Origin of the sequence: Sphaerisporangium sp. NPDC051017 (assembly GCF_040683095.1) — a bacterium.
Classification (GTDB): Bacteria; Actinomycetota; Actinomycetes; order Streptosporangiales; family Streptosporangiaceae; genus Sphaerisporangium.
This window is the reverse complement of the sequence record NZ_JBFBCI010000086.1, coordinates 1-26,244: the sequence shown is the minus strand read 5'-3', so window position 1 is coordinate 26,244 and position 26,244 is coordinate 1. Positions and strand designations below refer to the sequence as shown.

The following is a 26,244-nucleotide window of genomic DNA, read 5'->3' as shown; positions in this document are numbered from 1 at the left end:
ACCCCAGCACGACGAGTACGCGATAAAACAGAACTCAGACCAGGACCCGCTCAATTACGTGAGCGTCCCCCTGCTCAATTACGAGATCGTTCACACCCACATACCCGGCCGCCGCCTGTCCACCGGACGGCTGCTGCTGGACGACATGGAGGTGGCCGCGTGGCCCACTGCCGCTCAACGGCAGGTGCGCACCCACCTGCCGTTCAACATCTGCTGGTCCCCGCTCGTCCGCTGCAACCTGGCCTGCCCCCAGTGCCTCGATGACAAGTCACTGACGAGCGTGGACGCCGCGGCGCGTCAGCGCATCGCCGGCATCCTCGCCGGGTGCGGGACCCTCGGCAACGACATCTCCGGCGGGGAGCCGCTGCTCCTGCGAGACCTTACGCAGCTGCTGCAGATCCTCGGCAGCGGCGCGGCTGCGGTCAGCTGCACGACCAATGGCTGGCACCTTGAGCGCCGTGCGGTCGAACTCGCGCTGGTCCTGGATGCGGTCCGGGTCAGCTTCGACGGACCCGACGCCGCCTCCCACGACCGCTGGCGAGGCGTGGGCAGCTTCGACCGTGCCGTGGCCGGCGTCCGCGCCGCCGTCGCCGCGGACCTGCCAGTACAGCTGCACGCCGTCCTCATGCAGTCCGCCGTCCACCGGGCCCAGTCCGTCGTCGACCTGGCCGCCGAGCTCGGAGCGGTCGGCGTGACCTTCCTGCAGATGCTGCCGATCGGGGACGGTGCCAATCTTGCCGCGGCCGAGATGGTCAGCGACATCGACGCGCAGCGCTACGTCGCGTCGATCCAGGCGTCGGGCGGGATGCGGGTACGGCTGCGGACCCGTGAACTCGCCGACGGGTTCACCGTTGTGCGCGCCGACGGGCAGGTGTACCGCAACGTGCACGGCGCGACCGGCATCCAGCCCACGCGCCCCCTGCTGACCGCGGCTGACCTGCACCTGCCACTCCCGACGGAGGCCTGGGCATGACCCACACTCCGGCCCCTGGAGCGCAGCGGATCTTCCGCCACCGCAGCCCGTACCTTCTCACCGAGCCGACGTACGGGCCCGTGATCGAGCTTCTCGCCTCCGCTGTCGCTCACGCGGGGCCGATCGCTGTGGTGGTCGGCATCGCGGACGGCGGGAGGGCACCCGCCCAGCAGATCGCAGCCCTGCTCGGTGTACCCGCCTGCCACATCACCGCCCGACACAACAGCTCCGACGCGCTGTACGTCCAGGCCACAGGCACGGTGACGGTGACCGTCCCAGACGGTTTCCCCGAGGCCCTGGGCGGCCGTGTGCTCCTGGTCGACGACATCTGCGGCACGGGAGCCACGTTCGCCGCCGTCACCGACGCGCTCGCCGACCGGCTCGCACCGGACGCTCGCGTGGACACCGTGGCCCTGTGCCGCAACGTCGGCAGTCCCGCTCGCCCCGACTGGTGGGCCTGGGACGTCGACGACTGGGTCGTCTTCCCCTGGGAGCCCCACCCCGACGCCGATGCCCGTCCGCTCACCTTGCCCGAGAGGATCCTCACGCCGTGACCGATGCCTCCAGCGCCGCCCGCGGCATCGTCTTCGTCCTCGCGTCCTGGCAGATGGACGCGCCGGCCGGTATCGAACGCGCGACTGCTGCCCTCGCCGTCGGACTCGCCACGGCCGGACACCGGGCCGTCATCGCCACCGCGGCCGCGCAGCGGCCGGGCCCCGGACTCGACGGCGTGGCCGTCGAACCCCTCGACCTGCCCGTCGCCTTTCCGTGCGACGACCGGGCCCTGCGCGAAGCGATCGAGCAGGCCGAGGACAAGCTCCAGGCCCAGCTGCGCGAGATCATTGCCCGCCACCGCGCCGACACCGTCGTGTTCACCGACGCTCTGTGGGGACTGGGACGCCTGGCCGGGGGCCTGCCCGACGGCGTCCGCCGGGTGCTGGCCGCCCACGTCCTGCCCGACCCGCAGGACGCGCCCGCCGCGCTGGCTCGGATTGATGCGGTGATCATCCCGTCGCCGGTGGTCCGGGCCGAGGCCCGGGCAGCGGGCTGGTCGGCGGACACATGGCGCGTGGTGCCCAACGCGCTCCTGTATCCGCCGTCCGCCCTACCGGACGAGGACCTGATCCAGCGGCGCCGGTTCGCTCCCGTCCGGGTACTCGCCCGGCTCGGCCAAGAGAAGGGCCTGGTCCCGCTACTGACGGCCGCCGCCGACTGGACTCGCCGACTGGAGGTGAGCGTCGCCCATGCCGGCTTCGAGACAGCCACCGGTTCCCAGTCCGAGCTCCTCGATCAGTGCCGGGTCCTCGCCTCCGCGGCGCCGAACATCACCCTGATCGAGCAGCAGCTGACCTGGCGCGAGGTGCCCGGTTGGCTCGGCGCGGCCTCCGCGGTGATCGTTCCGTCCCTGCGGGAGACGTTCGGCCTGGTAGCTCTGGAGGCCATGAGCGCCGCCGTGCCCTTCGCCGGCTACCCGGTCGGTAACCTGCCCGCCCTCAGGGAGGGCTCCGCTGACTCCGGGCGGTTGACAGGCGACCCCCGCCGGGGCCCCGACACGCTTCTCCATGCGGTCGATGGCGTCCTCGCCGATCCGGTAGCCTACGGTCGAACTTCAAAGGCCATGTACCACCTGGCTCAGGACTACAGGCCCGACCGAATCGCCCAACTCTTTTTGAAGGCGGTGTCGTGATGGGTGCTGTAGCCCCGTCCCCTTCTTCGGCAGCCCCGCTGTTCCTCGTCGACGGCTTCAACGTGCTGTGGCGCGGCCACTTCGGCTTCCCCGCCCCGATCTTCTCGCGGGACAAGCAGCGGAACCTGACCGGTCTCTTCGCCTTCTTCGCCCTGCTGCGGGTGACCCTGAGAGACGACCTGGACACGGCTCCCGCCGAGGTCTGCGTGGTACTCGACGGCGAGCACGGCAGCGCCGAGCGCAAAGACACCGACGCCGGCTACAAGGCCAACCGCGAGAGCACCCCGGCCGCACTGGAGCCTCTCCAGTTCCTCACGCCGATGAAAGAGTCCCTCGACGCGTACGGGATCGCCTGGGTGGAGATCGACGACGCCGAGGCCGACGACGTCGTGGGCACGCTGGTGCACCGCTACCCGGACCGCACGATCCGCATCATGAGTGCCGACCAGGACTACTATCAGCTCCTGGCCGGCGAACGGGTCCGCATCATCAACCGCTCCCGCAAGGCGTCCAAGCGGATCATCACCGACGCGGAGGTCCACGAGCGCTACGGCGTCGCTCCTGACCAGTGGCCCGACTACCGCGCCCTGACGGGCGACAAGTCGGACAACCTGCCCGGCGTCAAAGGCATCGGCGCCAAGACCGCCGCCGATCTGCTGGCCGGCGGTCTCACCCTCGACGAGCTGCGCGCCGGCGGCCGTCTGACGGGGACCAAGGGCGCCGCGATCGAGGCGGCGTGGACGGACGTGCTGCGCTGGCGCGACCTGAGCCGGATGCGGCGCGACGTCCCCGTAGCGTGGCAGGCCACCGGCCAGGCGAGCCCCGCCCTCCCCAAGCCCGCGGACGTGATCGAGAAGCTGGGGCTGTGGTGACCATGCCCGGATCCGTCTTAGCCGTCATGGCCCACCCCGACGACCTCGAACTGTGGGCCGGCGGCACCCTCGCCCTCCACGCCCAGCACGCACCCGTCGTCGGTGCCATCCAGGCACACGACCCCATACGCGATGCGGAGGCGCAGGCCGGCGCCAAGGTCCTCGGCATCGACGTCGAACTCCACCCGCGCCTGGACGCCGCCACGGTCGGTGACCTGATCCGCCGCCACCGGCCGGACGTGCTCATCACCCACCCCACCGACGATGTCCACCCCGACCACCGCGCGGCAGCCGAGGCCGTCCTCGCCGGCCTACCCGAGGCGCACATCGCAACTAGCTCTCCCCGAAGGCTCTACACCTGCGACAGCTACAACTCCCTCACCCTGAACGGGCCGGTCACCGCCTCGGTGATCATCGACATAAGTGGCACGTTCGAACAAAAGATGCGGGCGCTCGCCGAGCACCGTTCCCAGCCGATCACCGAGCACTTCGGCCCCATGGCCGAAACCCTCAGCTCCCTGTGGGGCGCGCGCATTGGTACAGCCCGCGCTGAGGCGTTCCGCCCTCTGCCGATCCTGGGACGCCTACCGGCCGCCGCGCACCTCTGAACCGCTCGCTCCGGCACCCTCTGATGCGAAGGGATCGAGAAGCCCTTCACCACCGATCCAGACGACACGACCGTGCTGCTCCGGCTCGCGCAACAACCCGGCACGCTCATCGGGGTAGCCCCGGATACCCCGATCGGGCCCGCCCTGCAGACAGCGGCTGCGGCTCTGGAGCAGGGTCTCGTCGGCCACATGCTCTCGGCCACGGCCACCCTGTTCAGCACCGGGCCCGAACGATGGCATCCAACTCCCGAGCCCTTCTACTCCGAACACGCCGGGCCGCTGTGGGATATGGGGCCCTGCTACCTCACCGCGCTCGACTACCTCCTCGGTCCACTGCACGTCCGCTCGGCCACGTCCCGCACCCGGACGGCCCGGCGTGTGCGCTCTGGGCCCCATGCCGGCCGTCAGTTCACCGCGCAGGCACCCACCTACGTGGCCGCCCTGCTGGACACCGACACCCCAAAAACCCGTCACGCTGACCACGAGCTTCGACGCCGTCGGCTCCCAAGCGCCGCACCTGGAGATCCACGGCGCCGAGGCCACCCTTGTCCTGCCCGACCCGAACTTCCACGACGGTCACGTGCTGCACCGCGCTTACGGCGCCCGAAGCTGGAATACCCTCCCTCTTGCCCCGATCACTGGACCCTCCAGCCGCGGCCTGGGTGTTCTCGACCTCGCCAACGCGCTCCGCGAAGCCCGCGAACCACGATGTTCCGCGTGGCGCGCGGAACGCGCAACGCGTCGTCGACCTCATCGATGCCATCGTCCGCGCGCCGAGCTTCATATCCCCATACCGAGCGCCGAACCCGCCCACATCCCAACCACCCGATGACCAAAGGAGCCCGCGTGCCCTTCGAGGCCGTCGACCTTGAGCCGCTTGTGACTGAGCCTGAAGCCGTCCTGGGTCAAGCCGTGTGGGCCATCATGTCGCGTCGCTTTCCGCTACGACTGCCGTCCTGCGAATCTCTTCGGCGAAGGCGTCCCACTCGGCACGTGTGCAGACGAGAAGGCGGCCCTGCCTGTTGTCCTTGGAGTCACGCAGGCCGACGGCACCATTGAGGAACGCCACTTCGACGCACTGGCCGCCGTTGGCGTCGCTGTGACGGCTTTTACGCCAGACCGCGCGGGTGAAGTCCGGGGGGATCATAACGGCGTTCTCTTCTCGTCAGTCATGCGAGCGATCAGGTTGCGGGATTCAACCTGTCCCATCGCCGCTGCTTGCAGGCGGCTCCACAGGGCAGTGTATGCCCGTACGGCATCGGGCCGGTCAAGGTAGGTCGCATCGGTGTAATCCTCCAGGTAGACCACATCAGATGTCGCGTCGTGATCAAACCGCAGGATGGTGAAGCCGAATGACGCGACCTCGTAGGTTTGAGCGTCGAATGGCAGCACTTGCAGATCCACGTTGGGGCGTTCGGCTACCTGAGCCAGATGCGTGAGCTGACCACGCATGGTGGCCACGTCTCCGATGTTCCTCCTCAGCGCTGACTCGCTCAGAATGAAACTGAGCGAGGGCGCGTACGGCTGATCCAGGATTGCTTGACGCTCCAGACGTACCTTGACCTGTCGGTCTACCTCGCCATCAGTGATGCGAGGGCGCGCTGTAGCGTTCATCGCCTTGATGTACGCCTCAGTCTGGAGGATGCCGGGTACGACCTCGGGCTGGTACCAACGGATCTCGCTGGCGTCGGCTTCGAGGTCGACGTAAGCGCGGAACCAGTCAGGGATGACGTTGCGGAAGCCGGTCCAGCGTCCACGCTGGCGGCCGGCACGGGCAAGGTCCCGCATTCGCTCAGCTTCCTCGCCGGTCACGCCGTAGAGGTCGAGCAATAGCTTCAGATCGGTCGTCTTGATGCCGCTCTGCCCCAGCTCCAGGCGGCTGATCTTGCTTGCGGCGGCGTCGATCACGCCCGCAGCCTCATCCTGTGTCTTCCCCGCCTGGTCACGGGCACGCTTCAGCGCATTGCCCAGCCTTCGGCGCTGGATGGTCGGGGTTGTCATCGGTCGATCAGCCTCCACTGGTCAGCACTGGTCGCGAGTGATGCCTGGCCTGCCGCAAGGGGCGTCCGAGACAGGATAGCGAAATGGACTTCCAAAACAGGAGGGCCGCGTCGTTAGGAGTCCAAAATAGGAGTCCAGTTTGGATGCATATTTTGCATCGATTGCTCACTGAACAGGCCAACCTCCCAATTCGGACACTCGGGAGTTGCGAGCCCAGCCATCCATCAGTCACCCCACCCTTTATGGAGATGACCGTGAAGCCCCTGATCTACGGCTATATGCGTGTACGTGATGATGCTGGCGACGAAGAAATTCGCCGGACGGAGCTTGAGCTCACGGGTTTCGCGGAGGTCGAAGGCTTCCACCTCGCCGCGATCTTCTACGAGTTCGTGCCCGGCTACCACGGTGCGTTCCACAAACTGATCAAAGAGTTGAAGCGAGCGGATGCGCACCATGTGGTCGTGCCGTCGCTTCGGCACTTCTCCGGTCACTCGATCCTTCGCGACGTGATGGTCACGCAGCTTGAACTTGAAGCCGACGCGGAGATCTGGACCGTCGAGCCTTAAAAAGCACTCCCCTCGCACGCACGTAAGCCGCCTCGGTGTTCCCACTCCTCTGATGGACGGCAGCGTGTGTGCCCGCTGCGGAACATGAGTGTGGAGGAAGACCGCAGAGGAGATCCTCGAATCCCTCGCACGATGTTGCCGGCGAATTTCAGGCGCAGGACACTAGCGCACGAGTTCGAGGAGGGCCAGGGTCGCCGTGTTCGCCATCTGGACGCTTGCGGTCAGGGACTTCGGCCTGCCGTCCCACATCACCCAGCGGTTCGCGCCCTCCAGAACCGTCATCACGAGCTTGACCTGCTGGACCGACGGGCCGTATCCCATGTCTTGGGCGGCCGCGCGGTAGAGCGCTTCGTACAGGTCCACCCAGGCGTCGAGCTCCTCGCGCAAAGCAGGGGGAAGGAAGTGCACAAACTGGTCGGTCGCGACCAGCAGGTCCCACAGATTGCTCTCGGGTAGCTGGACCTGCCGGGTGAGGTGGACCATTCGGTGCCACCCGTCCTTGGGGTCGGAGACGTCGCGCAGCTCGTCGAGAAGTGCCGTCGCGAACAGATAGAAGTGCCACCGGAGGGACTCGGCGACGATCTCGTCGCGTCCCTCCGGGAAATGGGCGTACAAGCTGGGAGCCTTGATGGCCATTTCTTTGGCGATCATGCGCATCGAGACGGAGTTGAAACCGTGCTCGGTGGCCAGCTGGAGGAACGCCTCCAGGATGGCGCGCCGTGACGGCGTTTGGTGGGTCCAGTCGAGCTCCTTGAGGTGACCCTCGAAATCTTCGACCGCGCTACGCCAGCGCTCCGTCCCCACCGGTTGTTCCCTCCTGACCGCGGTGCTCGCTCGGACTCCCGGTTGTGTCGAGCGCGCATGTTCGCGGCGCACGTCGCCTGCGGATCTTACCTTAGTAAGAGCCGATCGAGCGGCGATGGGTCGTATGCGTTGCTATCCGCGGCGTTTGGGGTCGATACCTAGTGCGCGCATCTTCCGATAGAGAGTCGAGCGCGCGATCCCCAGCCGCTCTGCCGCCAGATGCTTGTTGCTGGCCGCCTCTGCGAGCGCGTCGAGAATGGCATCTCGCTCCGTCTTCTTGAGGCCAAGAAGTGTCCGCGTCGTCGGAGCCGCTCGATACTCGCTGGGCAGGTGAGTCAGAGCGATGTCGCTGCCCATCGCGCGGACACGGGCGCTCTTCAGCACTGACCCCAGCTCACGCACGTTCCCCGGCCACTGCTGCGCCATCAGCGCTTGCAAGGCAGGTGTTTGCAGGCGCGGGGCCGACCGACCCCGCGTGCCACGCAGCAGTGCGGGTGCGATGTCCGCAATGTCCTCAAGACGATTTCGCAGTGGCGGTAGTTCGACACGTGCGTCGAAGAAGTCAGCCAACCGCGTGCCGGACACATCAGTGCAGGTTCCGATGATCCGGGCTGGTTTCGGAGCCTCTAGGAGTGCTGCCACGGGGCCGGTGAGTGCCGCAGGAATGCGATCGACGTGGCGCAGGACCACCGGCGCTTTACCGCTCAACGCGGTGTGCAGGCGCTCGAACCAGTTCGCTTCGACTGAGGCCAGTGCTGCGTCCACCACTGACGGATTGCCGCGGCAGATTTGGAAGGCCGCGCGGAACTTCCCCACCCCGGCTTCGCCGGTCACGAGGACGTCCGCTTCGGACCGTTCGGCGGCCTCCAATTCTTCCAGCGCACGCTTCCACGCCGCGCTGCGGCCAGGGAGTGGAACACCGTCACGGAAGGAAGCACCTGGAACAGTGCGTGTCCGCTCCTCAGCGCCGGCCTGTCGCAGCTCGACAAGCACACCGGCGGACGACCCACCCCCCGCCCCCCCGACAGCCCGGACACGGGCTCTCACGAGTTCCCCATCGCTGAGATGCACTTCGCCGGAGTACTCCCCATCGCGTGGCACCGCATCGGCGGCCCACTGCCATAGAACCGTGTGGTCTGCCGGGTTCAGAATCGTGGAAGCCGCGGTGTTGGTGATGATGAAGTCCTGATTCAGCGCCACCACGGCAGCGGACGTGCGCTTTGATACCTTCAGGAACTCTTCGAGGAGTTCGCGTTCTCGCATCGACACAGCGGCATACATCCTCGACTGGATCTCGCGAGCCGCTGACAACAGGATCGGCATCATCAGCTCGTTCGTGTCTTCGACACGGCAGGTGACAGAAAGCGCGCCGACCATCCACCGATGGATCGGATGACGCAGAGCGACAGCCATGCCGGTCATGTCGGAGAAGACTTCGCGGTAGTGCTCCGAACCCAACACCGTGACCGGAGCAGGGGATTCCTTCACACAACCCAAGGCGTTCGTTCCGACGTGCTCTTCGGCAAAGCTGAACCCCGGGTTGCAGTTGAGCTCGTCGAGACGTCTTGAGATCGATGTGCCACCGGCTCGCCGCCCGAGAACGCGGGATTCGGCGTTGGCCAGCACAACTGCCATTCCCTCGGCGAGTTGGCCGGTCAACCAGTCCACAACCGGAGTCGCCGCCTGCAGGAGCAAGTGGTTCGCGCCGACGCCCACCGGTTGGTACGTCATCGAGTCCGAAGACGGGTCGACCCCCGCCAACTTCGAGCGCCTCCAGGAGGACGCGACCTCCGGACGTACCCCTCTGCTGGCGACACCGCTACCGAGAAAGCTTACGAAGAGGCCCCCACCGTAGGTGGTGAAAGGCAGATGGTAGAAGTCGCGGACCGGCCGCGGCGCCTGCAGGGCAACATGGGCGTCGGCGAACTCGTGATGAGCGTGCTCGCGTTCTCCGCGCCGCTGACCACGGTCGCCGGATTCGTCCCGGTGCTCCTCATGTTCAGCGGCAACACGGGGCCCGCGATCTACATCGTGGCGACGGTGATCCTCGTGATCTTCTCCGTCGGTTTCACCGCGATGGGCCGCATCGTTCCGAACCCCGGAGGCTTCTACGCCTTCGTCACCCAGGGACTGGGCCGTCCCGCCGGCCTGGGCGGCGCGTTCCTGGCGACTTTCGGCTACGCCATCATCGGGTTCTTCGCTCCGCCGTTCTTCGCCATCACCGTCCAGAGCTATGTGCAGAACAACCTGAACGGGCCGCACATCGCCTGGGGTTGGTACGCGCTGGCCATCGTCGCGGCTACCACCGCGCTGGCCTACAGGCGCATCGACCTGTCGGCCAAGGTTCTGACCGCGGTCATGGTGCTCGAGGTCCTCATCGTCATCATCTTCGACGTGGTGTCGTTCCTGAAGGGGTCTCCCGCTGGTGCCGGTGGCGCTTCGCTGAGCCTTCCGTGGGTCACCGACTCCAACATCGGTCTCGCGTTGCTGTTCGTCGTCGGCAACTTCTTCGGGTTCGAGGCCACGGTCATCTTCCGCGAGGAGGTCAAGGACCCGGAGAAGACCATCCCCCGGGCCACCTACCTGGCCGTCGCGGGCATCGGCGTCTTCTACGCCATCGCCGCGTGGGCGTACGTCACGTACGCCGGCGCTGCCAAGGTCCAGGGCGACGCGAAGGCGAACCTGGGTGGCATGTTCGGCGATGCGCTGACCGACCTGGTCGGCAGGACCTTCGTCGACATCGTCACCGTCCTGCTGATGACGTCGATTCTCGCGTCGATGCTGTCCATTCACAACGTCGCGGCTCGCTACCTGTACTCGCTGGGTACCGACGGCGTGGTGCCGGCTCCGATGGGCAAGGTTCACGCTCGGCACGGCTCTCCCCACGTCGCCGCGTCACTCATCGGCGCTCTGTGGGCCATCGGCATCGGCATCTTCGTGGCGCTGGGCAGCGACCCGAACGTCCTTTACGCCCGGGCCTCGGGCATCGGTTCGTTCGCGGTTCTGCTCTTGCTGTTCGCGGCCGGCATCGCGGTCTTCGCCTATCTCCGGCGCAATCCGACGAACCAGTCCGCGTGGAAGACCACGGTCGCGCCGGTCCTGGCGGCCGTTGGGATCGGTGTGGTCGCCGTGCTGGCGGTCATCAACTACTCCGACCTGCTCGGCGGCTCCGGGTTCGTCACCTCGTTCTGCCTGGTCTTCACCTTCGCGCTGTTCGTCATCGGGATGGTCGTCGCGCGGGTCCTGCGTGATCGGCGTCCCGAGGTGTACCAGCGCATCGGCCGCCAGGAGTTGTGATGGCCTTCCCCCGCTCTGTGACAACCGAGATAGGCATGAGAACACGGGCACAGACAGCGCCGAACGGATCGGCCGACGCCGTCGGCGCCGGGCTTCCGTTCCAAGTCGCGGTCGTCGGTGCCGGCCCTACTGGCTGCTACACGGCGCAGGCGCTTCGCAAGGGTCAGTCCGATGTCGAGGTCACGGTCTTCGACTCGCTCCCGACGCCGTTCGGGCTGGTCCGCTACGGCATAGCTCCGGACCACCAGGGCGCGAAGGCGGTGTCGCGGCAGTTCGAGCGGCTCTTTGGTCAGCCAGGCGTGGATTTCGTCGGGAACGTCTCCATTGGGACCGACATCAGTCTGGAGGAGCTACTGGAGAACTTCCACGCGGTCGTGCTCGCGACCGGCCTAGGTGCCGACAAGCCGTTGGCCGTGTACCAGGACCCGGACGCGCGGATCATCGGCGCAGGTGAGCTGATCCGGTTCTTGAACTCGGACCCGGACGCACGTCTCCGAGGTCAGGTCGGACTGGAGTCCCTCGGTGATGAGGTGGTCATCCTCGGTACGGGGAACGTGGCAGTGGATGTCGCGCGGCTGCTGTCGAAATCCGACCTGGACTTCATCGCCTCCGACGTCGATGACGACGCGCTGCGCATGGTGGCTCCGAACCCCGTGAAGATCATCCACATCCTAGGCCGCTGCGAGGCGCACCTGGCGAAGTGGGACGCGTCGATGGTGAAGGAACTCGCCGAGGTCGCCGGAGTGCACCTGAGCGTCGACGGCACCCCGCTGCCGGGTGAGGAGGCGGTGTCTCCTCGGACAACGGTGAACGTGCGGTTCCGGCGGGTCCCGGTCTCCATTCGGCGGCACGAAGGCCGGGTTCGGGTGACGACGCGTCACGCGGCCGACGCCGGCCTGGTCGACCACCTGGACGCTGACACGGTCATCACGGCCCTCGGATTCGGCGCGTCCGCCGCGCATCGGGATCGGTTCGGTGGCGTTGAGGCGCCGAACGTGTTCCGGGTGGGTGGGCCGGCGACGGGCCGCCTGGGGAATCTGGCGGAGAACCGGAAGCTCGCGGCGGCGGCGGCGAAGGACATCCTCGAGACCCTTCGTGCCCAGGAGCCGCAGGAGCGTGCGGGGCCGGCCGGGCTGCGCGAGCGCCTGCCGGCCTCGGCTGTGTCGATCGACGGGTGGAAGCGCATCGACGACGCCGAGATTCGACGTGCCCGGCCCGACAGGTGCCGGACGAAGTTCACGACCAGGGACGACCTCCTTGCCGCTGCGGCGGAGGGTTCGGATGCCCCGGCTTCCAGCTCGCCGGCCACGACCGCGGCCACGGCAACACAGGAGAACTGAAATGACCGTTGTACATGTGCTGTTCGGGACCGAGTCGGGCAACGCGGAGATGGTCGCCGACGACATCGCCGCCGCATTCGGCGACCAGGGCTTCGAGACCGTGATCGCGGAGCTGACCGACGTCGAGGTGCCGGACCTTGCCGCGATGGAGATCGCGGTTTTCGTGTCCTCCACCTACGGGGAGGGTGGGCTGCCGGAGACGGCGGCGCCGTTCTACGACGCGCTCATGGCGGAGCGCCCTGACCTGACCGGCCTGCGGTTCGCGGCGTTCGGGCTCGGCGACAGCATCTACGAGACGTTCAACAACGCCATCGAGACCATCCGTGCGGCGCTCCTGGAGCTCGGTGCGGAGCAGATCGGGACGACGGCCAAGCACGACGCCGCCTCGACGACCCCGGCCACGGACCTCGCTGAGGCGTGGGCCCGCGACCTCCTGACCCTGATGCCCGCCTGACCTGGCGTTCGGCCTGACCTGACTTGAAGGAGTGACCTGAGATGAGCCTGACCATCGACGAGTCCTCGGCCCTGTTCCCGTGGAACGACGCGGGATTCCGGGCTGATCCATACCCGGCGTACGAGCGGGCGCGTGCGATCGCGCCTGTACATCAGACGACGGAGAACACCTATGTGGTGCTGAACCACGCGGACACCATGCACAACGCGAAGCTGCCGTGCATGCGGATCGCGGAGCCGGAGTCGTTCCGCGAGCCGAATGCGCCGACGCACCCGTGGACCGCGTTCGACAACACGGTGCTGTCCAAGGACGCGCCGGAGCACACCCGGATGCGGCGGCTGACGAATCGTTGGCTCACGCCGAAGATGATCGGCACCTGGGCGCGACTGACGCACGACCACACCGTCGAGGCGCTCGACAAGCTCGCTCCCGGTCAGGTGGTGGACGCGCACTTCGACCTGGGTGTGATGCCGACGCACCTGACGATGTGCCGCATCCTCGACATGCCGGTGGGTGATGTCGAGGGGATGTTCTGGGCGCTGTGGGACGCGATGCTCATCAACGCCACTGCGCCGGGTGAGGGCATCCATGCCAAGTCGCTCGCCGGGATGAACTTCATGTTCGCCGAGACCGAGAAGTACGTGCGCGAGAAGCAGGCAGCGGACGAGCCGGGCAACGGGCTCGTCGACGAACTGCTCGCGGCGCACAAGCGCGGCGAGCTGACCTGGCGCGAGGTGCTTGAGACGACGGTGCTGCTGTACATGTCGGGTGGCCCGAACCCCGCGTACCTCATCGGGGCAGGGTTCAAGCTCTTCGCGGAGCGTCCGGGCCTGATGCGGGACTTCCGTGACAAGCCGGAGATCCGGGATGCCTTCATCAACGAGCTCGCGCGGCTGAACCCGGTGGAGCTCATCATCACGCGGTTCCCGAACGAGGACATCGAGATCCAGGGAGTGCACATCCCTGCCGGGTCGTGCATCAAGTACCCGATCGGTGCTGCGAACCGGGACCCGGCGGTGTTCGAGAACCCGAACGACTTCGACTACAACCGCCCGCCGGACGCGAGCCGGAACCTGACTTTCGGGCTGGGCGCCCACGCCTGCGCCGGCCAGCTGCTGGCTCGCGCGGAGACCAGTGTGATCCTCGCGCTCATCGCCGACCGATACAGCTCAGTGGAGCTCGCCGGTGAGCCGCGCGAGGTTCGCACCGACCGGCTGGTCGCCTTCGACAAGTTGCCGGTCCGGCTCTCCTGACAGATCGACGGGGAAGGCCACTCCCGATGAACTCGGGAGTGGCCTTCACGGGTGGGTGCGGTCAGCGGCCCTGGAGGCTCTTGACGTTGTCGCCGAAGGTCCAGTTTCTCGAGCCGTCCCAGTTGATGGACCAGTCCATCAGGCCCTTGAGCTGGCCGTTGAAGGCGTTCCAGCTCTGGCTGACCAGGGGCGGGGGCATGTACCCGCCGCCGGCGCCGAGCTGGGCGGGCAGGCCGGGGACCTGCTTGTCATAGGGGACGCGGATCGTGGTGCCCTGGATGACCAGGCCGTTGTTCAGGCAGGTGGTCTGCGCGGTGAAGCCCTGGACGGTGCCCGCCGAGTAGGAGTCGCCCGAGCAGCCGTACATGCTCCCGTTGTAGTACTGCATGTTCAGCCACCACAGGCGGCCGTTGTCGGCGTACTTCTTGATGATGGGCAGGTACGAGCCCCAGATCGAGCCATAGGTGACGCTGCCGCCGGTGACGTACGCCGTCTCGGGGGCCATGGTGAGGCCGAAGTTGGACGGCATCTGGGCGAGCACGCCGTCGATGATGCGGATGAGGTTGGACTGGGACGCGGAGAGCTGGTTGATGTTGCCGCTGCCGGTCAGCCCGGTCTCGATGTCGATGTCGATGCCGTCGAAGTTGTACCGCTTGAGGATCGGCACGATGGTCGCGACGAAGCGGTCGGCGACGGTGCTGGAGCTGAGGTCGATACCGGCGGTGGCTCCGCCGATGGACATCAGGATCGTGGCTCCCTCGGCCTTGGCGGCGCACATCTCGGCGGGGGTGGCCACCTTGACGGTGGAGTCCATGCCGTCTTCCCACAGGACCGTGCCGTCGGAGCGGATGACGGGGAACGCCGCGTTGATCACGTTATAGCCGTGCTGCTTGATGCGGGCGTCGGTGATGGGGATCCAGCCGAGCGGCGGGTGGACGCCGTTCGAGGCGCCGTCCCAGTTCTCCCAGTAGCCCTGCAGGACCTTGCCCGTCGGCCGCGACTTCACCGCGCACGTGTTCCCGCCCGTCGGGGTCGGGGTGGGAGTCGGCGTGACCGTGGGGGTCGGCGTCGGGGTGGGCGTCACCGTGGGGGTGGGCGTCGGCGACGGGGGAGTGCCGGGGCCGTCGAAGCTCACGTCGTCGGCGTAGTACGTGCCCTGCCCGTACCAGCCGTGCAGGTAGACGACCGCGGAGGTCTGGCCCGCGGCAGTGGTGAAGGGGACGGTGAGCTGCGTGAACGCGGAATCGGACGAGGTCCAGGTGGAGCCGCCGCCGTTGACGCCGAGGTACACGTAGCTACCGCGGACCCAGGCGGTGAGGGTGTACGCGGTGCTGGGCTGGACGGTGACGGTCTGGGTGCACTGGGCGTTGTCGGAGGCGCTCGCCGCGCCCGAGAGCGCCTTGGTGCCGGAGCGGACCGGGGAGCTGACGACCGAGCCGAGCCCGCCCGTGCACGTCCAGGGGGAGAGCGTGCCGGACTCGAAGCCCGGGTTCGCGAGCAGGTTGGCCGCCTGAGCCGATGTCTGTGTGAGGAGGACTCCTACGGTCGCCAGCAGTAGCGATACTGCCAGCGCCACCAGGCGGGGGGTTCGCTTCATGGGGGGACAACCCTTCTGTCGCCCGGGCGCGGGAGGTCGCCGGGCATCGTCGGCGCGGCGGGGCGGTGGCCGCCCTGGACCGCGGGCCCTCGAGGAGGTCACGGCCGGAGGAGTGCACTTTCTTTTAAGAAAGTTTCCTAAGAGTTGTCGCGATCGTAGCCCTGAGGACGATCCGTCACAAGGCCCAAAAAGGGGACACTGCGCTCGAACCTGGCCGGGAGGGGGTCGAAACCGCGGCGGCCTCAGACCTTGACGACGATCTCGGCCCGCCCCTTCTCGGACGTGGCCGTCACCGTCCAGCATCCGCGCGAGGGGAAGTGGACGCCCATCGGCAGCGGACCCGGCAGGCCCTCCGACGTGGGGCTGAGGGTCGCCTCGCCCGTCGCGCCCGATCCGGACGCGACCACGGTGACCGACGGCGGCTTGGCGCTGGACGTCCACAACGGGCGCTTGACGTAAAAGCCGTCACCGGACCGCACGACCGAGCCACCCCACGTGGGCTCGTCCGGCGCGATGAACCATATGTCCGCCTCGCCCACGGCTCGCGTGACCCCGAGATCCACGAGATCCCGCGGGAGATCCTTCGCCACGCGGATGCCGTCGTCGCACGCCACGGTCGCCTCGTCGGTTGGGGGTCCACCGGCGTCGCAGGCGCCGCCCAGGAGACCGAGGGTCACGACACCGGCGGCCCACATCGAGGTCCGGTCGGGACGCCGTGTCATCATGCCCGCTCCCTCCGCCGCGCCCTCGTGTCCGGGGCGGGTGCGTTTCTAGGATTCTCGGCATGTCGTCACAACCGCAAGGACGGGACGCCGGCGCCCGCGCCTCGCTGCTCGTCATCTACAGCCCGAGAGCGGACGAATGCCGTGAATTCTACGAGGGCCTGGGGCTCGCCTTCCACGAGGACGCCGCCGATGATGCGGCCGGACAGCTCTGGCACGAACCTCCGTTACCCGTAAGTTTCATGGTTTCACCTGCTGTTTCCGGGCCGTGCGGGCGATGACCTGCGGATCTCCGGAAGCCCGTCCGGCGGCCGGTTGACGCCCTGGTGCCCGTGTGTGAACCTCCGGCGGGGGCTCTCGGGTCCTCGTTTCACCATGCACTCCGGGAGGTCGACGGTCGGGGTCCCACCTGATCGTGCATGGCGGTCGTGCCGCGTTCGAAGAAATTCGAAGGGAACCGTTCATGCGCAGGAAGCTCCTCGTCACGCTCGTGATGGCGCTGGCCGCGTCGTTCCTGGTGGGTCTCAAGGCCCCGCCGGGGACGGCCGCCGCGTCCGAGCCGTACACCTATCGCAACGCCCAGATCGGCGGCGGCGGGTTCGTCCCCGGCATCGTCTTCAACCAGACGCAGAAGGACCTCATCTACGCCCGCACCGACATCGGCGGCGCCTACCGCTGGAACCAGGCCACGCAGACCTGGACCCCGCTGCTCGACTGGGTCGGGTACGACGACTGGGGCCTCAACGGCGTCGCCGGCATCGCGACCGACGCGGTGGACCCGAACCGGGTATACGTGGCCGCCGGGATGTACACCAACTCGTGGGACCCGAACAACGGCGCGATCCTTCGCTCATCGGACAAGGGCGCGACCTGGCAGAAGACCGCGCTGCCGTTCAAACTCGGCGGCAACATGCCCGGCCGCGGCATGGGGGAGCGGCTCGCGATCGACCCGAACAGGAACAGCATCCTGTACTTCGGCGCGCCGAGCGGCAACGGCCTGTGGCGCAGCACCGACTTCGGCGTCACCTGGGCGAAGGTCGCGAACTTCCCCAACGTCGGCAACTACGTCCAGAGCCCCGGGGACCCGTACCTCGGTGACAACCAGGGCGTGGTGTGGGTGACGTTCGACAAGCGCACCGGCACCGCGGGCAACGCCACGCAGACCATCTACGTCGGCGTCGCGGACAAGGCCAACACCGTCTACCGCACCACCAACGGCGGGACGAGCTGGGAGCGCGTGGCCGGGCAGCCCACCGGCTACATCGCACACAAGGGCGTGCTGGACACGACCAACGGCTACCTGTTCATCGCCACCAGCGACACCGGCGGCCCGTACGACGGCGGCAAGGGCGACGTGTGGCGGTACGCGACCGCGACCGGCGCTTGGACCCAGGTCAGCCCGATCCCGTCGAGCAGCGCCGACGACTACTTCGGGTACAGCGGCCTCACCGTAGACCGCCAGCACCCCGGCACGCTGATGGTCGCCACCCAGGTCTCCTGGTGGCCGGACGTGATCTTCTTCCGCAGCACCGACTCCGGCGCCACGTGGACGCGCGTGTGGGACTTCACCAGCTACCCCAACCGCTCGTTCCGCTACAAGATGGACATCACCGCCACGCCGTGGCTGACCTTCGGCACCAACCCCTCCCCGCCGGAGGTCACGCCCAAGCTGGGCTGGATGACCGAGTCCATGGAGATCGACCCGTTCGACTCCAACCGCATGATGTACGGCACCGGCGCCACCATCTACGGCACCACCGACCTCACCAAGTGGGACACCGGCGGGCAGTTCACCATCAAGCCCATGATCATCGGATTGGAGGAGACCGCCGTCCTCGACCTGATCAGCCCGCCGACCGGCGCGCCGCTGATCAGCGGCCTCGGTGACATCGGCGGGTTCCGGCACGACGACCTGACCAAGGTCCCGGCGAAGATGTTCACCCAGCCCGTATTCACCAGCACGACCAGCCTCGACTACGCCGAGACCAACCCCGCGGTCATGGTCAGGGCGGGCAGCTTCACCGACTCCGACCGCCCGAACGACAGCCATGTGGCCTTCTCCACCGACGGCGGCGGCAACTGGTTCCAGGGCAGCGAGCCGGGCGGCGTCAACAGCGGCGGCACGGTCGCGGCCGCCGCCGACGGCAGCCGGTTCGTCTGGGCCCCCGGCGACGCCGGCCAGCCGGTCGTCTACTCGGTAGGCTACGGCAACACGTGGACCCAGGCGTCCGGCGTCCCGGCGAACGCCGTCGTCGAGTCCGACCGGGTCAACAAGAACAAGTTCTACGCCTACTCCGGTGGCGGCTTCTACATCAGCACCAACGGCGGCGCCACCTTCACCAGGACCGCGGCCACCGGCCTGCCCGCCGGCGGCGCGCGCTTCAAGGCGCTGCCCGGGGCAGAGGGCGACATCTGGCTCGCCGGCGGCACCACGGGCCTGTGGCACTCCACCGACTCCGGGGCCTCGTTCACCAAGGTCGCCGGCGTGACCGAGGCGAACAACATCGGCTTCGGGAAGGCCGCCCCCGGGAAGACCTACCAGGCCCTCTACCTGATCGGGCGGATCGACGGGGTGCACGGTGTCTACCGGTCGGACGACACCGGCGCCACCTGGGTGCGGATCAACGACGACCAGCACCGGTACGGCAACTTCGGCGAGGCGCTGACCGGCGACCCGCGCGTCTACGGCCGCGTGTACATCGGCACCAACGGCCGCGGCGTCATCTACGGCGACCGCACCGGCGGCGGCACACCCGACACCACGCCGCCCTCCAAGCCGGGTACGCCCACGGCTTCGGCGATCACTTCTTCGGGGGCGACGCTGACGTGGGCGGCTTCGACGGACAACGTGGGGGTGACGGGGTATGACGTGTATCGGGAGGCGGGCGCCACTGATGTGCTGGTGGGGTCGGCTGCGGGTACGTCGTTCGCGTTGACGGGGTTGTCCGCGTCGACCTCGTACACGTTCTATGTGGTGGCGCGTGACGCGGCCGGTAACTCCTCGGTGGCGTCCACGCCCGTCACCTTCACCACGACCTCCGGTGGTGGAGGCCCCGGAGGCGGGTGCTCGGCGACCTACACGGTGACGAACTCCTGGCCGGGCGGCTTCCAGGGTGACGTGTCCGTCAAGAACACCGGCACCTCGGCGATCACCGGTTGGACGGTGAAGTGGACCTTCACGGCCGGTCAGACGGTGACCCAGCTCTGGAGCGGCGTCCTCACCACGTCCGGGGCCGACGTCACGGTGGAGAACGCCTCCTACAACGGCGCCCTGGCCGCGGAAGCGTCGACCTCGTTCGGGTTCAGTGGAACCTGGACCTCCACCAACCCGGTGCCTGCGGTGACCTGCACGGCGGGCTGACCTGAGTACGGCGGGCCCGGCGCCGCGTACGGCGCCGGGCCCCCACCGGTCAGGAGGGTGACCGGAGCGCCTGCGTCAGAAGGCGGACACGTACGTCACGAAAGAGGGCTGGTTGACCCGCGTCGTGGCGTTGTAGCAGGCGACGTCGCGCACGACGGCGTCGCCGCCGAACGTCCCCCACGTGGTGAGCAGGTTGCAGTACTCCGGCCCCGTCCCGTACGCGGTGACCTGGACGTCGTCCTGCAGCACGCCGATGCCGTGGAAGGTGACCAGGCGCAGGCCGGTCCCGGCGCCCAGGATGTCGTTGGTGAAGGGCGGCTGCGAGTTGTAGTTCACCGCAGGCGGCACCGGCATGTACGGCCCGGGGTTGGCCGGCACGTTGTCGAAGGTGTAGCCGAAGTTCTTCGGCGGGATCCCGGCGCCCGTGATCGCCCGTTCATACTGGTAGGTGAGGTTCCAGCCGGTGTTGAACGGGGCGTTCGTGGCGTTGTGGCAGCGGACGACCAGCTTCTGCTCGGCGGGGCTCGGCGTCCAGTCGCTCGCCTTGCATCGGGCCGGGTTGGCCGGGTCGACCGAGGTGACCTGGATGTTGCCCGCCAGGCCCGACGACCCGAGCCCCGGCAGGCGCACGGTCCACGTGCCGAGGCTGAGCGGCGTCACCACGTTCGCGGCTCCGGAGGAGTTGTACTGCGAGCCGATGCCGCCGCCGGCGGGCTTCCAGTGCACGTAACCGAACGCCTTGGGAGCGGGCAGCGGGCCGGTGCTCTCGGAGAAGACGATGGAGAACGGGGCGAACTGGGGGATGCCGCCATACCTGTAGCACTGCACGGCCACGATCTCATCGGCGCCCGACATGCTCCACTTCTGGACCTGGCACCACTGGGCCGTGTCGGTGATCGCCGTGACGTGCACGACCCCGCCGGTGGGGATCCCGATGGCCGGGAACCTGACGAACACCTGCCCCACGCCGCCGGGGGTCACCGTGACGGTGGGGCCGACCGGCCAGCTCCCCGCCTGGTGGTTGAGGTCCGGGACACCGGAGGTGACGTCCACGACGGCGAACCCCCAGCGGTTGGGCGTCGCGGCGTGGGCGCTCGTGCCCGCGGCGGTGAGTCCCGCGGCGAGCATGGCGGCGACGCAGAGGAATTTGAGTAATACCGTTCGTAACTGGCGCATGTCGTTCTCCATCGAGGTGGCGGGGTCGGGTTCATCGGGCTCGGACGAGACGGCTGATGTGGCCGGGAGCCGTCGCCGTCAGAAGACCGACGTGTCCTGGACGGTGTTCGGGAGCACTGGGTCGTAGTCGATCGCGCCCCAGGCGACGTCTACGTAGGCGAAACCCCGCTGGCCGGGGACGACCGCCAGGGCGAGGTGGCCGGGAGGAGCCCGGCCGCGAGTTTTGGCACGATGCAAACCGGCCGCAGGATGACGTTCCGTTAGCGACGCACGCGTCCTCCATCCACGCCCGAAGCTCCGCGATGCCAGGGCCCCGGCATCAGGTGATCATGGATGGAGCGCCGCCCTCACACGTCCACTTGCGCTTTTGATAACCCGGCCGCCGGTCCTTGAGAAGACCCAACCTTGCCGGGATTCCGGACAGCGGTCAGGCCGCAGGTCAGCCGCCCGCCGCCGTGCGTCTCCCCAGCGGCGCGCTCGGGCGTCCGGGACGGCGACATAGTCTGGACCGCGACACGATGTGAGTACGGGGGGTGCCGGTGGCCGTCACCGACGAGAGGCGCGGCGACGCCGAAGAGCGTGCGGGCGTCACGAGCTGGCTGGACGGGGTGCGCGCGACCCGCACGGGCCGGTTGACGCTGAAGATCGTCATCGGCGTGGTCGGTGCCGCGCTGGTCATCGGCGGCCTGCTCCTCGTCCCGCTCCCCGGCCCCGGCTGGCTGATCGTCTTCGCCGGGCTCGCCGTCCTCGCCACCGAGTTCGCCTGGGCCCACCGCCTGCTGGAGTTCGCCAAGAAGACCCTCTCGGCCTGGACCGACTGGCTCAAACGCCAGAACTGGCCGGTCCGCATCCTGGTCGGCGCCGTCACCCTCGCCGCCGCGGCCGTCCTGGTCTGGTTCATGGTCAAACTCACCGTGGGCATCGACCTCCTGCAAGAGGCCCGCGACCTTTTCCTCTGACCCGGTGACGGGCTACCGGGTGTGATCGCCGAGGTCGGCGGCTTACTCAGAGCATTCGGGTGTCCAGGACGCGGGCGATGTCGTCGGCGTGTGGCATGTGTCGAGCCTGGGCGCTGCGCAGTGCGCGCCGAGTGGTCACCGGATCGGTCTTGAAGGCGGCGCGCCATCTGCTCGTTCCGGGGTAAACCCTCACGAGATTCTCCTCGGCGACACAGGGGTTCGCGGAGGTACTGGATTGTCACCTGGGTGCACAGGAAGTCAGCGGGAAATGTGATCTGAGCCGTGAAGAATGTCGCCGTGGCCGGAGTCACCTCCGGCCGCGGGACCTTCTCACCGGACCAGAGGTGCATCAGGTGAGCGCCATCGAGAGGCACGCGTGAGCGGCATGGCAAGGTACGCATGAGCGGCGGCCTCCGGGCGCGCGCGAGCGGGATCGCGAGGCGCGCGTGACCGGCGTCGCGGGGTGCGCGTGAGCGGGGCGGTGGCCCCGGCGCTGTCGCATGTGCCGCGGGAGTTCGCCGACGTCGTGCGCGAGCACCTCGGAGAGCTCACCGAGGAGATGATCGGCGAGATCCGGGCCGGTGTGCCCGAGTATTCGCGGCCGGGGGACGAGGAGTACGTCAAGGCCGTGCGGCGCGCGGTGGAGGAGGCGCTCCGGCAGTTCGTGGTCCGGGTGGCCGACGACGGCGCCGGCAAGGGGCGGCTGCTGGAGGTCTACCGCGCCATCGGCAAGGGCGAGGCCGCCGAGGGCCGTCCGCTGGACTCGTTGCAGGCGGCGCTGCGCATCTGCGCCCGGGTGGCCTGGCGCCGGCTCGCGCTGGAGTCCGAGCGGCTGAACCTGTCGCGGCGGCGGGTGTGCGAGGTCGGCGAGGCGATCCTGGTGTACCTGGACGAGATCGCCGCCGCGGCGGCCGAGGGGTACGCCGAGGCGCAGATCAGGGTGGCGGGGGAGTTGGAGCTGAGCCGCCGCCGGCTTCTGGACCTGCTCGTGAGCGACCCGCCCGCCGACCCGCGCGCTGTCGAGGACCTGGCGAGGGCGGTGCGGTGGCCGGTGCCGAGGACGGTCGCGGGGGTGGCCCTGGCCGTCCGCGCGCCGGGCGCGGGCGCGCGTCCCGCGCTGCCGCCGGACGTGCTGGCCGATCTCGACCGCGCGCAGCCGTACCTCGTGCTGCCCGACCCGGACGGCCCCGGCCGGGCGGGCCTTCTGGACGCGGCGCTGCGCGAGTGGGTGGTCGCGGTCGGCCCTTCTGTTCCCGCGTACGAGGCGGCGCAGTCGCTGCGGTTCGCCCGTGAGGCGCTCGCGCTGGCCCGGCGCGGGGTGCTGGCGTCCCAAGGGCCGATCCGCTGCGCCGACCACCTGTCCACGCTGATCATCTTCAGGGACGAGGCGCTGGTCCGCGTCCTGCGGCGGGTGCGCCTGGCGCCGCTGCGCCACCTGCGCCCGGCCCAGCGCGACCGCATCGCCGAGACGCTGCTGGCGTGGTTGCAGTGCGGCTACAACGCCAACGAGGTCGCCGCGCGGCTGCACGTCCATCCGCAGACGGTCCGTTACCGGCTGCGGCAGGCGACGGAGCTTTTCGGCGACCAGTTGAGGTCGCCCGACGACCGTTTCGAGCTGGAAATAGCGCTCCGCGCCCGGGCGCTGGCCTCACGGGCCGAGCGGCGCTGAGAAACCGCCGATGTGTGCACGGCCGTGCGGCCGGCCGGGGCGCAGGTGAGTTCCTTCCGGCATGCCCTGACTCTGTTTTGTCATTTCGGTGACATACTCCGCGGCGCCTTTCGCCGGTGGTGACAAGCTATTCGCGCACTTTCCCGCTTAACTTTCCTGACATTCGGCGGAAACTCGCTTTTAATCGCTGGAAAGGCGGGCAGGGTATGCGTTTACGCGTCGCCGTCTCGGTGCTGGCCGGGGCCGTGTTGCTGAGCTCGATGTTCACCGGCACAGCACGCGCCGAGACCTCTCCTCAGGGGGCGAACGACTGGACCTGCGCACCCTCGGCCGCGCACCCGCGTCCGGTGGTCCTTGTCCACGGGACGTTCGCCAACATGGCGCTGAACTGGCCGAGCATGTCGCCCGGGCTGAAGCGCCGCGGCTACTGCGTCTTCGCGCTCAACTACGGCGGCACGCCCGGCGCCGTCGTCCAGGGCACCGGGGACATCGCGCGGTCCGCCGGGCAGCTCTCGGCGTTCGTCGACCGGGTGCTCTTGGCCACGGGCGCGGCCGAGGTGGACATCGTCGGCCACTCCCAGGGCGGGATGATGCCGCGCTACTATCTGAAGTTTCTCGGCGGCGCCGCCAAGGTGCGCAAGCTGATCGGCATCACGCCGTCCAACCACGGGACGTCGCTCAGCGGCCTGGTCGCGCTGGGGGACCTGCTCGGCCTCACCGGGCCCGTCGTCGCCGCCTGCCCGGCCTGCGGGCAGCAGATCGCCGGGTCGGACTTCCTGACGGCGCTGAACTCCGGCGGCGAGGGCGTCGCGGGCGTGGCCCAGACGGTGATCGCCACGCGCTACGACGAGGTCGTCACGCCGTACACCTCGTCGTTCCTCAGCGGGGCCGGGGTGAAGAACATCCTGCTGCAGAGCGTGTGCCCGCTGGACCTCAGTGCCCATCTGGGCGTGACCATCGACCCGGTGGTGCAGCGGCTCGTCCTGGACGAGCTCGACGCCCCGCGCGGGGCGATCAACTGCCTCTTCCCGCTCGGCTGACCCGCGCGCCGCGTTCCCGGGCGGCGTCGCCGGGGAACGCGGCGCACCCGCGTTCTATAGGTACAGGCCGGTGCCCTGCTCGGACTGCGGGGTGGCGACGGCGTGCAGGTCGCGCTCGCGCATGACGAGGTAGACCTGGCCGTGGACCTCGACCTCGTACTGGTCCTCGGAGTTGAACAGCACCTTGTCGCCCACCTTGACCAGGCGCGCGTTGGCTCCCACGCCGCACACCTCGCCCCAGACGAGCCGGTTGGCCATGGTGACGGTCGCGGGGATGACGATGCCCGCAGAGCTGCGGCGTTCCTCGTGGTCAGGCTCGACCTTGACCATGACGCGATCGTGGAGCATCTGGATCTCGAACTTCGGGTCAGCCACGTCTGAAGCTTATTCGGCCGGGGCGTGAACAGTGACCCCTGGACCGCCCCGCCCGGCGACAGCGTCCCGTATGTGGGAGATCGGTATGGTTTTGCGCAGGAGGCGAACATGACCCAGGACTTCACCGGATGGCGGTGGATCAACGAACCTGCGAAGTGGTCGGCGGGGACGCTCGGGACGGAGGAGGACGACCTCGTCGTGACCGCCGACGCCCGCACGGACCTGTGGCGGGTGACGCACTACGGGTTCACCTACGACACCGCGCATCTTTTCGGCACGACCGTGACCGGCGACGCGCGCGTCACCACGACCTTCCGGGCGCCCTGGGCCGCGCAGTACGACCAGGCCGGCGCGATGATCCGGATCGACGAGAAGAACTGGATCAAGGCGGGCGTCGAGTACGTCGACGGGCAGCTCAACGTCAGCGCGGTGGTGACCCGCGACGTCTCGGACTGGTCGGTCGCCCCGGCCCTCGGCCCCGCCGAGACGATCACGGTGGACCTGGCGCGCGAGGGCGACACGGTGACCGTGCGGTACGGCCTGGACGGTGCGGAGCCGGTCACCATGCTCAGGCTCGCGTACTTCCCTCCGGGGGTGCCCGCTCTCGCCGGCGTCATGTGCGCGGCGCCCCAGGGGAACGGGTTCGAGGTCAGGTTCACCAACATTAGCGTTTCGTCATAGTTTGTCCGTCTGTACCCTCTTATTGCTGTGAATTATGGTGTTTCGGTGGAGTGGCGCGTGGCGTCGCAGCCGTAACATGGGCGTAGTCGTCGGTCTTGACGGTTTCCGCGAACGCCCGACGCCAGGTACCGAACCGCAGTGCATTCGGGCTCGCGCGCGGCCAAGGAGTTGACATGACCGACGAGACCCCTCGGGGGCCAGCGGGTCTGAACACCGGTCGCCCCAACCTGGCGCGCATCACCGACTACTTCCTGGGCGGCAAGCTAGCTATCTCTGAGAATGTGCTTCAGTGTGGAGAAATAGCGCGGTCTGGAACCTAGATTTCCGGAACAGTTCCGCTGGAACAGTTTACAAACCTCTCGGAGTGGGCGCACCATTCGGAGGGAGCCAAAAGACGACCCGCCAAGCCGCTGTCACGTGCTTGACGGGTCTTGACCGCACGTAGGAGGTGCGATCTATTGGGCAACTCTAGACCCACTCGGGCGGGGACAAGTCCTGAGAGCGGTCGGCGGACGCGGACGATGGGACAGGAGCAGTATCTCCACCTGGTGCGGCTGGCGTGGGGTCTGCAACAAGTTGCGTGTTCGCGCGCTGGTTGATCTGCCGCTCAAGCAGGAACCGGTTCTCCTGGTGCCTCGCGCGACTCAGCCGCTCCGGGTCTTGGCGCTGGCCCGTAAGGGGACATGGTTCTTCACCTGGGGGCGGGGTGAGGGTCTGAGGTGCCCCAGAGATTCCGGACATACCGCCCGATAGGGTGGTAACAGTCCGAAGGAGATGGGAACGTGCCGAAAGGTTCCAGGCGCAGGTTC

The 26,244-nt window shown here is 68.2% G+C and carries 25 protein-coding genes; 15 read left to right on the top strand and 10 right to left on the bottom strand.

All coding sequences use genetic code 11. The features are described 5' to 3' along the window. The 5 genes from AB0M95_RS37840 to AB0M95_RS37820 form a co-directional block, all read left to right on the top strand. On the top strand, positions 1-973 hold a 973-nt coding region (locus AB0M95_RS37840; RefSeq protein WP_363775594.1), incomplete at its 5' end, for a radical SAM protein. Continuing rightward, positions 970-1,527 (top strand): phosphoribosyltransferase family protein, encoded by a 558-nt coding sequence (locus AB0M95_RS37835; RefSeq protein WP_363775591.1) that lies wholly within the window; start codon positions 970-972, stop codon positions 1,525-1,527. The genes AB0M95_RS37840 and AB0M95_RS37835, both read left to right, overlap by 4 nt. Next, positions 1,524-2,660 (top strand): glycosyltransferase family 4 protein, encoded by a 1,137-nt coding sequence (locus tag AB0M95_RS37830; RefSeq protein ID WP_363775589.1) that lies wholly within the window; start codon positions 1,524-1,526, stop codon positions 2,658-2,660. The genes AB0M95_RS37835 and AB0M95_RS37830 overlap by 4 nt, the downstream gene beginning before the upstream one ends. Next, positions 2,660-3,532, top strand: a complete 873-nt coding sequence (locus AB0M95_RS37825; protein WP_363775586.1) for a 5'-3' exonuclease H3TH domain-containing protein — start codon at positions 2,660-2,662, stop codon at positions 3,530-3,532. Before AB0M95_RS37830 ends, AB0M95_RS37825 begins: the two co-directional genes overlap by 1 nt. A gap of 2 nt (positions 3,533-3,534) precedes the next feature. Beyond that, positions 3,535-4,140 carry a PIG-L family deacetylase gene (locus AB0M95_RS37820; protein WP_363775600.1) on the top strand — a complete coding sequence of 202 codons (606 nt, stop codon included), beginning with the start codon at positions 3,535-3,537 and terminating at the stop codon, positions 4,138-4,140. Between the two features lie 922 nt (positions 4,141-5,062). Here AB0M95_RS37820 and AB0M95_RS37815 read toward each other — a convergent pair. Together AB0M95_RS37815 and AB0M95_RS37810 are read right to left on the bottom strand one after the other, a co-directional pair. Continuing rightward, positions 5,063-5,287 carry a DUF397 domain-containing protein gene (locus tag AB0M95_RS37815; RefSeq protein ID WP_363775583.1) on the bottom strand — a complete coding sequence of 75 codons (225 nt, stop codon included), beginning with the start codon at positions 5,285-5,287 and terminating at the stop codon, positions 5,063-5,065. Continuing rightward, positions 5,284-6,141: a helix-turn-helix transcriptional regulator gene (locus AB0M95_RS37810; protein ID WP_363775581.1), complete on the bottom strand. Its 858-nt coding sequence runs from the start codon at positions 6,139-6,141 to the stop codon at positions 5,284-5,286. The genes AB0M95_RS37815 and AB0M95_RS37810 overlap by 4 nt, the downstream gene beginning before the upstream one ends. A gap of 254 nt (positions 6,142-6,395) precedes the next feature. Between AB0M95_RS37810 and AB0M95_RS37805 the strand changes: the two genes are divergently transcribed. Continuing rightward, a complete protein-coding gene (locus AB0M95_RS37805; protein ID WP_363775578.1) occupies positions 6,396-6,707 on the top strand; it encodes a hypothetical protein in 312 nt (103 codons plus the stop codon). A 162-nt stretch (positions 6,708-6,869) separates the two neighbouring features. On the opposite strand, the gene AB0M95_RS37800 is transcribed toward AB0M95_RS37805, so the two are convergent. Next, entirely contained in the window at positions 6,870-7,511 is a 642-nt protein-coding gene (locus AB0M95_RS37800) for a TetR/AcrR family transcriptional regulator (protein ID WP_363775575.1), read from the bottom strand. A gap of 132 nt (positions 7,512-7,643) precedes the next feature. Further along, positions 7,644-9,242 carry a helix-turn-helix domain-containing protein gene (locus tag AB0M95_RS37795; RefSeq protein WP_363775572.1) on the bottom strand — a complete coding sequence of 533 codons (1,599 nt, stop codon included), beginning with the start codon at positions 9,240-9,242 and terminating at the stop codon, positions 7,644-7,646. Between the two features lie 138 nt (positions 9,243-9,380). Between AB0M95_RS37795 and AB0M95_RS37790 the strand changes: the two genes are divergently transcribed. From AB0M95_RS37790 to AB0M95_RS37775, 4 genes are read left to right on the top strand one after another with little or no spacing between them, the layout of a single operon-like run. Further along, entirely contained in the window at positions 9,381-10,808 is a 1,428-nt protein-coding gene (locus AB0M95_RS37790; RefSeq protein ID WP_363775571.1) for an APC family permease, read from the top strand. After that, entirely contained in the window at positions 10,808-12,148 is a 1,341-nt protein-coding gene (locus AB0M95_RS37785) for an FAD-dependent oxidoreductase (RefSeq protein ID WP_363775569.1), read from the top strand. Before AB0M95_RS37790 ends, AB0M95_RS37785 begins: the two co-directional genes overlap by 1 nt. Before the next feature lies 1 nt (position 12,149). After that, entirely contained in the window at positions 12,150-12,602 is a 453-nt protein-coding gene (locus AB0M95_RS37780) for a flavodoxin domain-containing protein (RefSeq protein ID WP_363775566.1), read from the top strand. Positions 12,603-12,643: 41 nt separating this feature from the next. Continuing rightward, complete coding sequence (locus AB0M95_RS37775) at positions 12,644-13,855, top strand: cytochrome P450 (protein ID WP_363775563.1); 1,212 nt, start codon at positions 12,644-12,646, stop codon at positions 13,853-13,855. A 61-nt stretch (positions 13,856-13,916) separates the two neighbouring features. Here the strand turns inward: AB0M95_RS37775 and AB0M95_RS37770 are convergent, their stop codons facing one another. Both AB0M95_RS37770 and AB0M95_RS37765 read right to left on the bottom strand, forming a co-directional pair. Beyond that, positions 13,917-15,452 (bottom strand): glycosyl hydrolase family 18 protein, encoded by a 1,536-nt coding sequence (locus AB0M95_RS37770; RefSeq protein ID WP_363775560.1) that lies wholly within the window; start codon positions 15,450-15,452, stop codon positions 13,917-13,919. 242 nt (positions 15,453-15,694) lie between these two features. Beyond that, positions 15,695-16,177, bottom strand: coding sequence for a hypothetical protein (locus AB0M95_RS37765; protein ID WP_363775557.1), 483 nt, complete (start codon positions 16,175-16,177; stop codon positions 15,695-15,697). 490 nt (positions 16,178-16,667) lie between these two features. Here AB0M95_RS37765 and AB0M95_RS37760 point away from each other — a divergent pair, with 490 nt between their 5' ends. Then, positions 16,668-19,535: a cellulose binding domain-containing protein gene (locus tag AB0M95_RS37760; protein WP_363775597.1), complete on the top strand. Its 2,868-nt coding sequence runs from the start codon at positions 16,668-16,670 to the stop codon at positions 19,533-19,535. 75 nt (positions 19,536-19,610) lie between these two features. Here AB0M95_RS37760 and AB0M95_RS37755 read toward each other — a convergent pair whose 3' ends face one another. Next, positions 19,611-20,711 carry a hypothetical protein gene (locus tag AB0M95_RS37755; protein WP_363775554.1) on the bottom strand — a complete coding sequence of 367 codons (1,101 nt, stop codon included), beginning with the start codon at positions 20,709-20,711 and terminating at the stop codon, positions 19,611-19,613. Between the two features lie 78 nt (positions 20,712-20,789). Next, a complete protein-coding gene (locus tag AB0M95_RS37750; RefSeq protein WP_363775551.1) occupies positions 20,790-20,948 on the bottom strand; it encodes a hypothetical protein in 159 nt (52 codons plus the stop codon). A gap of 302 nt (positions 20,949-21,250) precedes the next feature. Here AB0M95_RS37750 and AB0M95_RS37745 point away from each other — a divergent pair, with 302 nt between their 5' ends. Next, the gene (locus AB0M95_RS37745) at positions 21,251-21,670 is read left to right on the top strand and encodes a TIGR02611 family protein (protein ID WP_358525240.1); all 420 of its coding nucleotides are present in this window, start codon (positions 21,251-21,253) and stop codon (positions 21,668-21,670) included. Positions 21,671-21,716: 46 nt separating this feature from the next. Here the strand turns inward: AB0M95_RS37745 and AB0M95_RS37740 are convergent, their stop codons facing one another. Then, a complete protein-coding gene (locus AB0M95_RS37740; protein ID WP_363775548.1) occupies positions 21,717-21,863 on the bottom strand; it encodes a hypothetical protein in 147 nt (48 codons plus the stop codon). A 276-nt stretch (positions 21,864-22,139) separates the two neighbouring features. On the opposite strand from AB0M95_RS37740, the gene AB0M95_RS37735 reads away from it, so the two are divergent. Together AB0M95_RS37735 and AB0M95_RS37730 are read left to right on the top strand one after the other, a co-directional pair. After that, positions 22,140-23,339, top strand: a complete 1,200-nt coding sequence (locus AB0M95_RS37735) for a helix-turn-helix domain-containing protein (protein WP_363775545.1) — start codon at positions 22,140-22,142, stop codon at positions 23,337-23,339. A gap of 206 nt (positions 23,340-23,545) precedes the next feature. Continuing rightward, positions 23,546-24,379, top strand: a complete 834-nt coding sequence (locus tag AB0M95_RS37730; protein ID WP_363775542.1) for an alpha/beta fold hydrolase — start codon at positions 23,546-23,548, stop codon at positions 24,377-24,379. Between the two features lie 54 nt (positions 24,380-24,433). Here AB0M95_RS37730 and AB0M95_RS37725 read toward each other — a convergent pair whose 3' ends face one another. Continuing rightward, the gene (locus tag AB0M95_RS37725; protein WP_358525244.1) at positions 24,434-24,754 is read right to left on the bottom strand and encodes a co-chaperone GroES; all 321 of its coding nucleotides are present in this window, start codon (positions 24,752-24,754) and stop codon (positions 24,434-24,436) included. A 108-nt stretch (positions 24,755-24,862) separates the two neighbouring features. On the opposite strand from AB0M95_RS37725, the gene AB0M95_RS37720 reads away from it, so the two are divergent. Then, complete coding sequence (locus AB0M95_RS37720; protein ID WP_363775539.1) at positions 24,863-25,435, top strand: DUF1349 domain-containing protein; 573 nt, start codon at positions 24,863-24,865, stop codon at positions 25,433-25,435. Positions 25,436-26,244 lie beyond the last annotated feature (809 nt).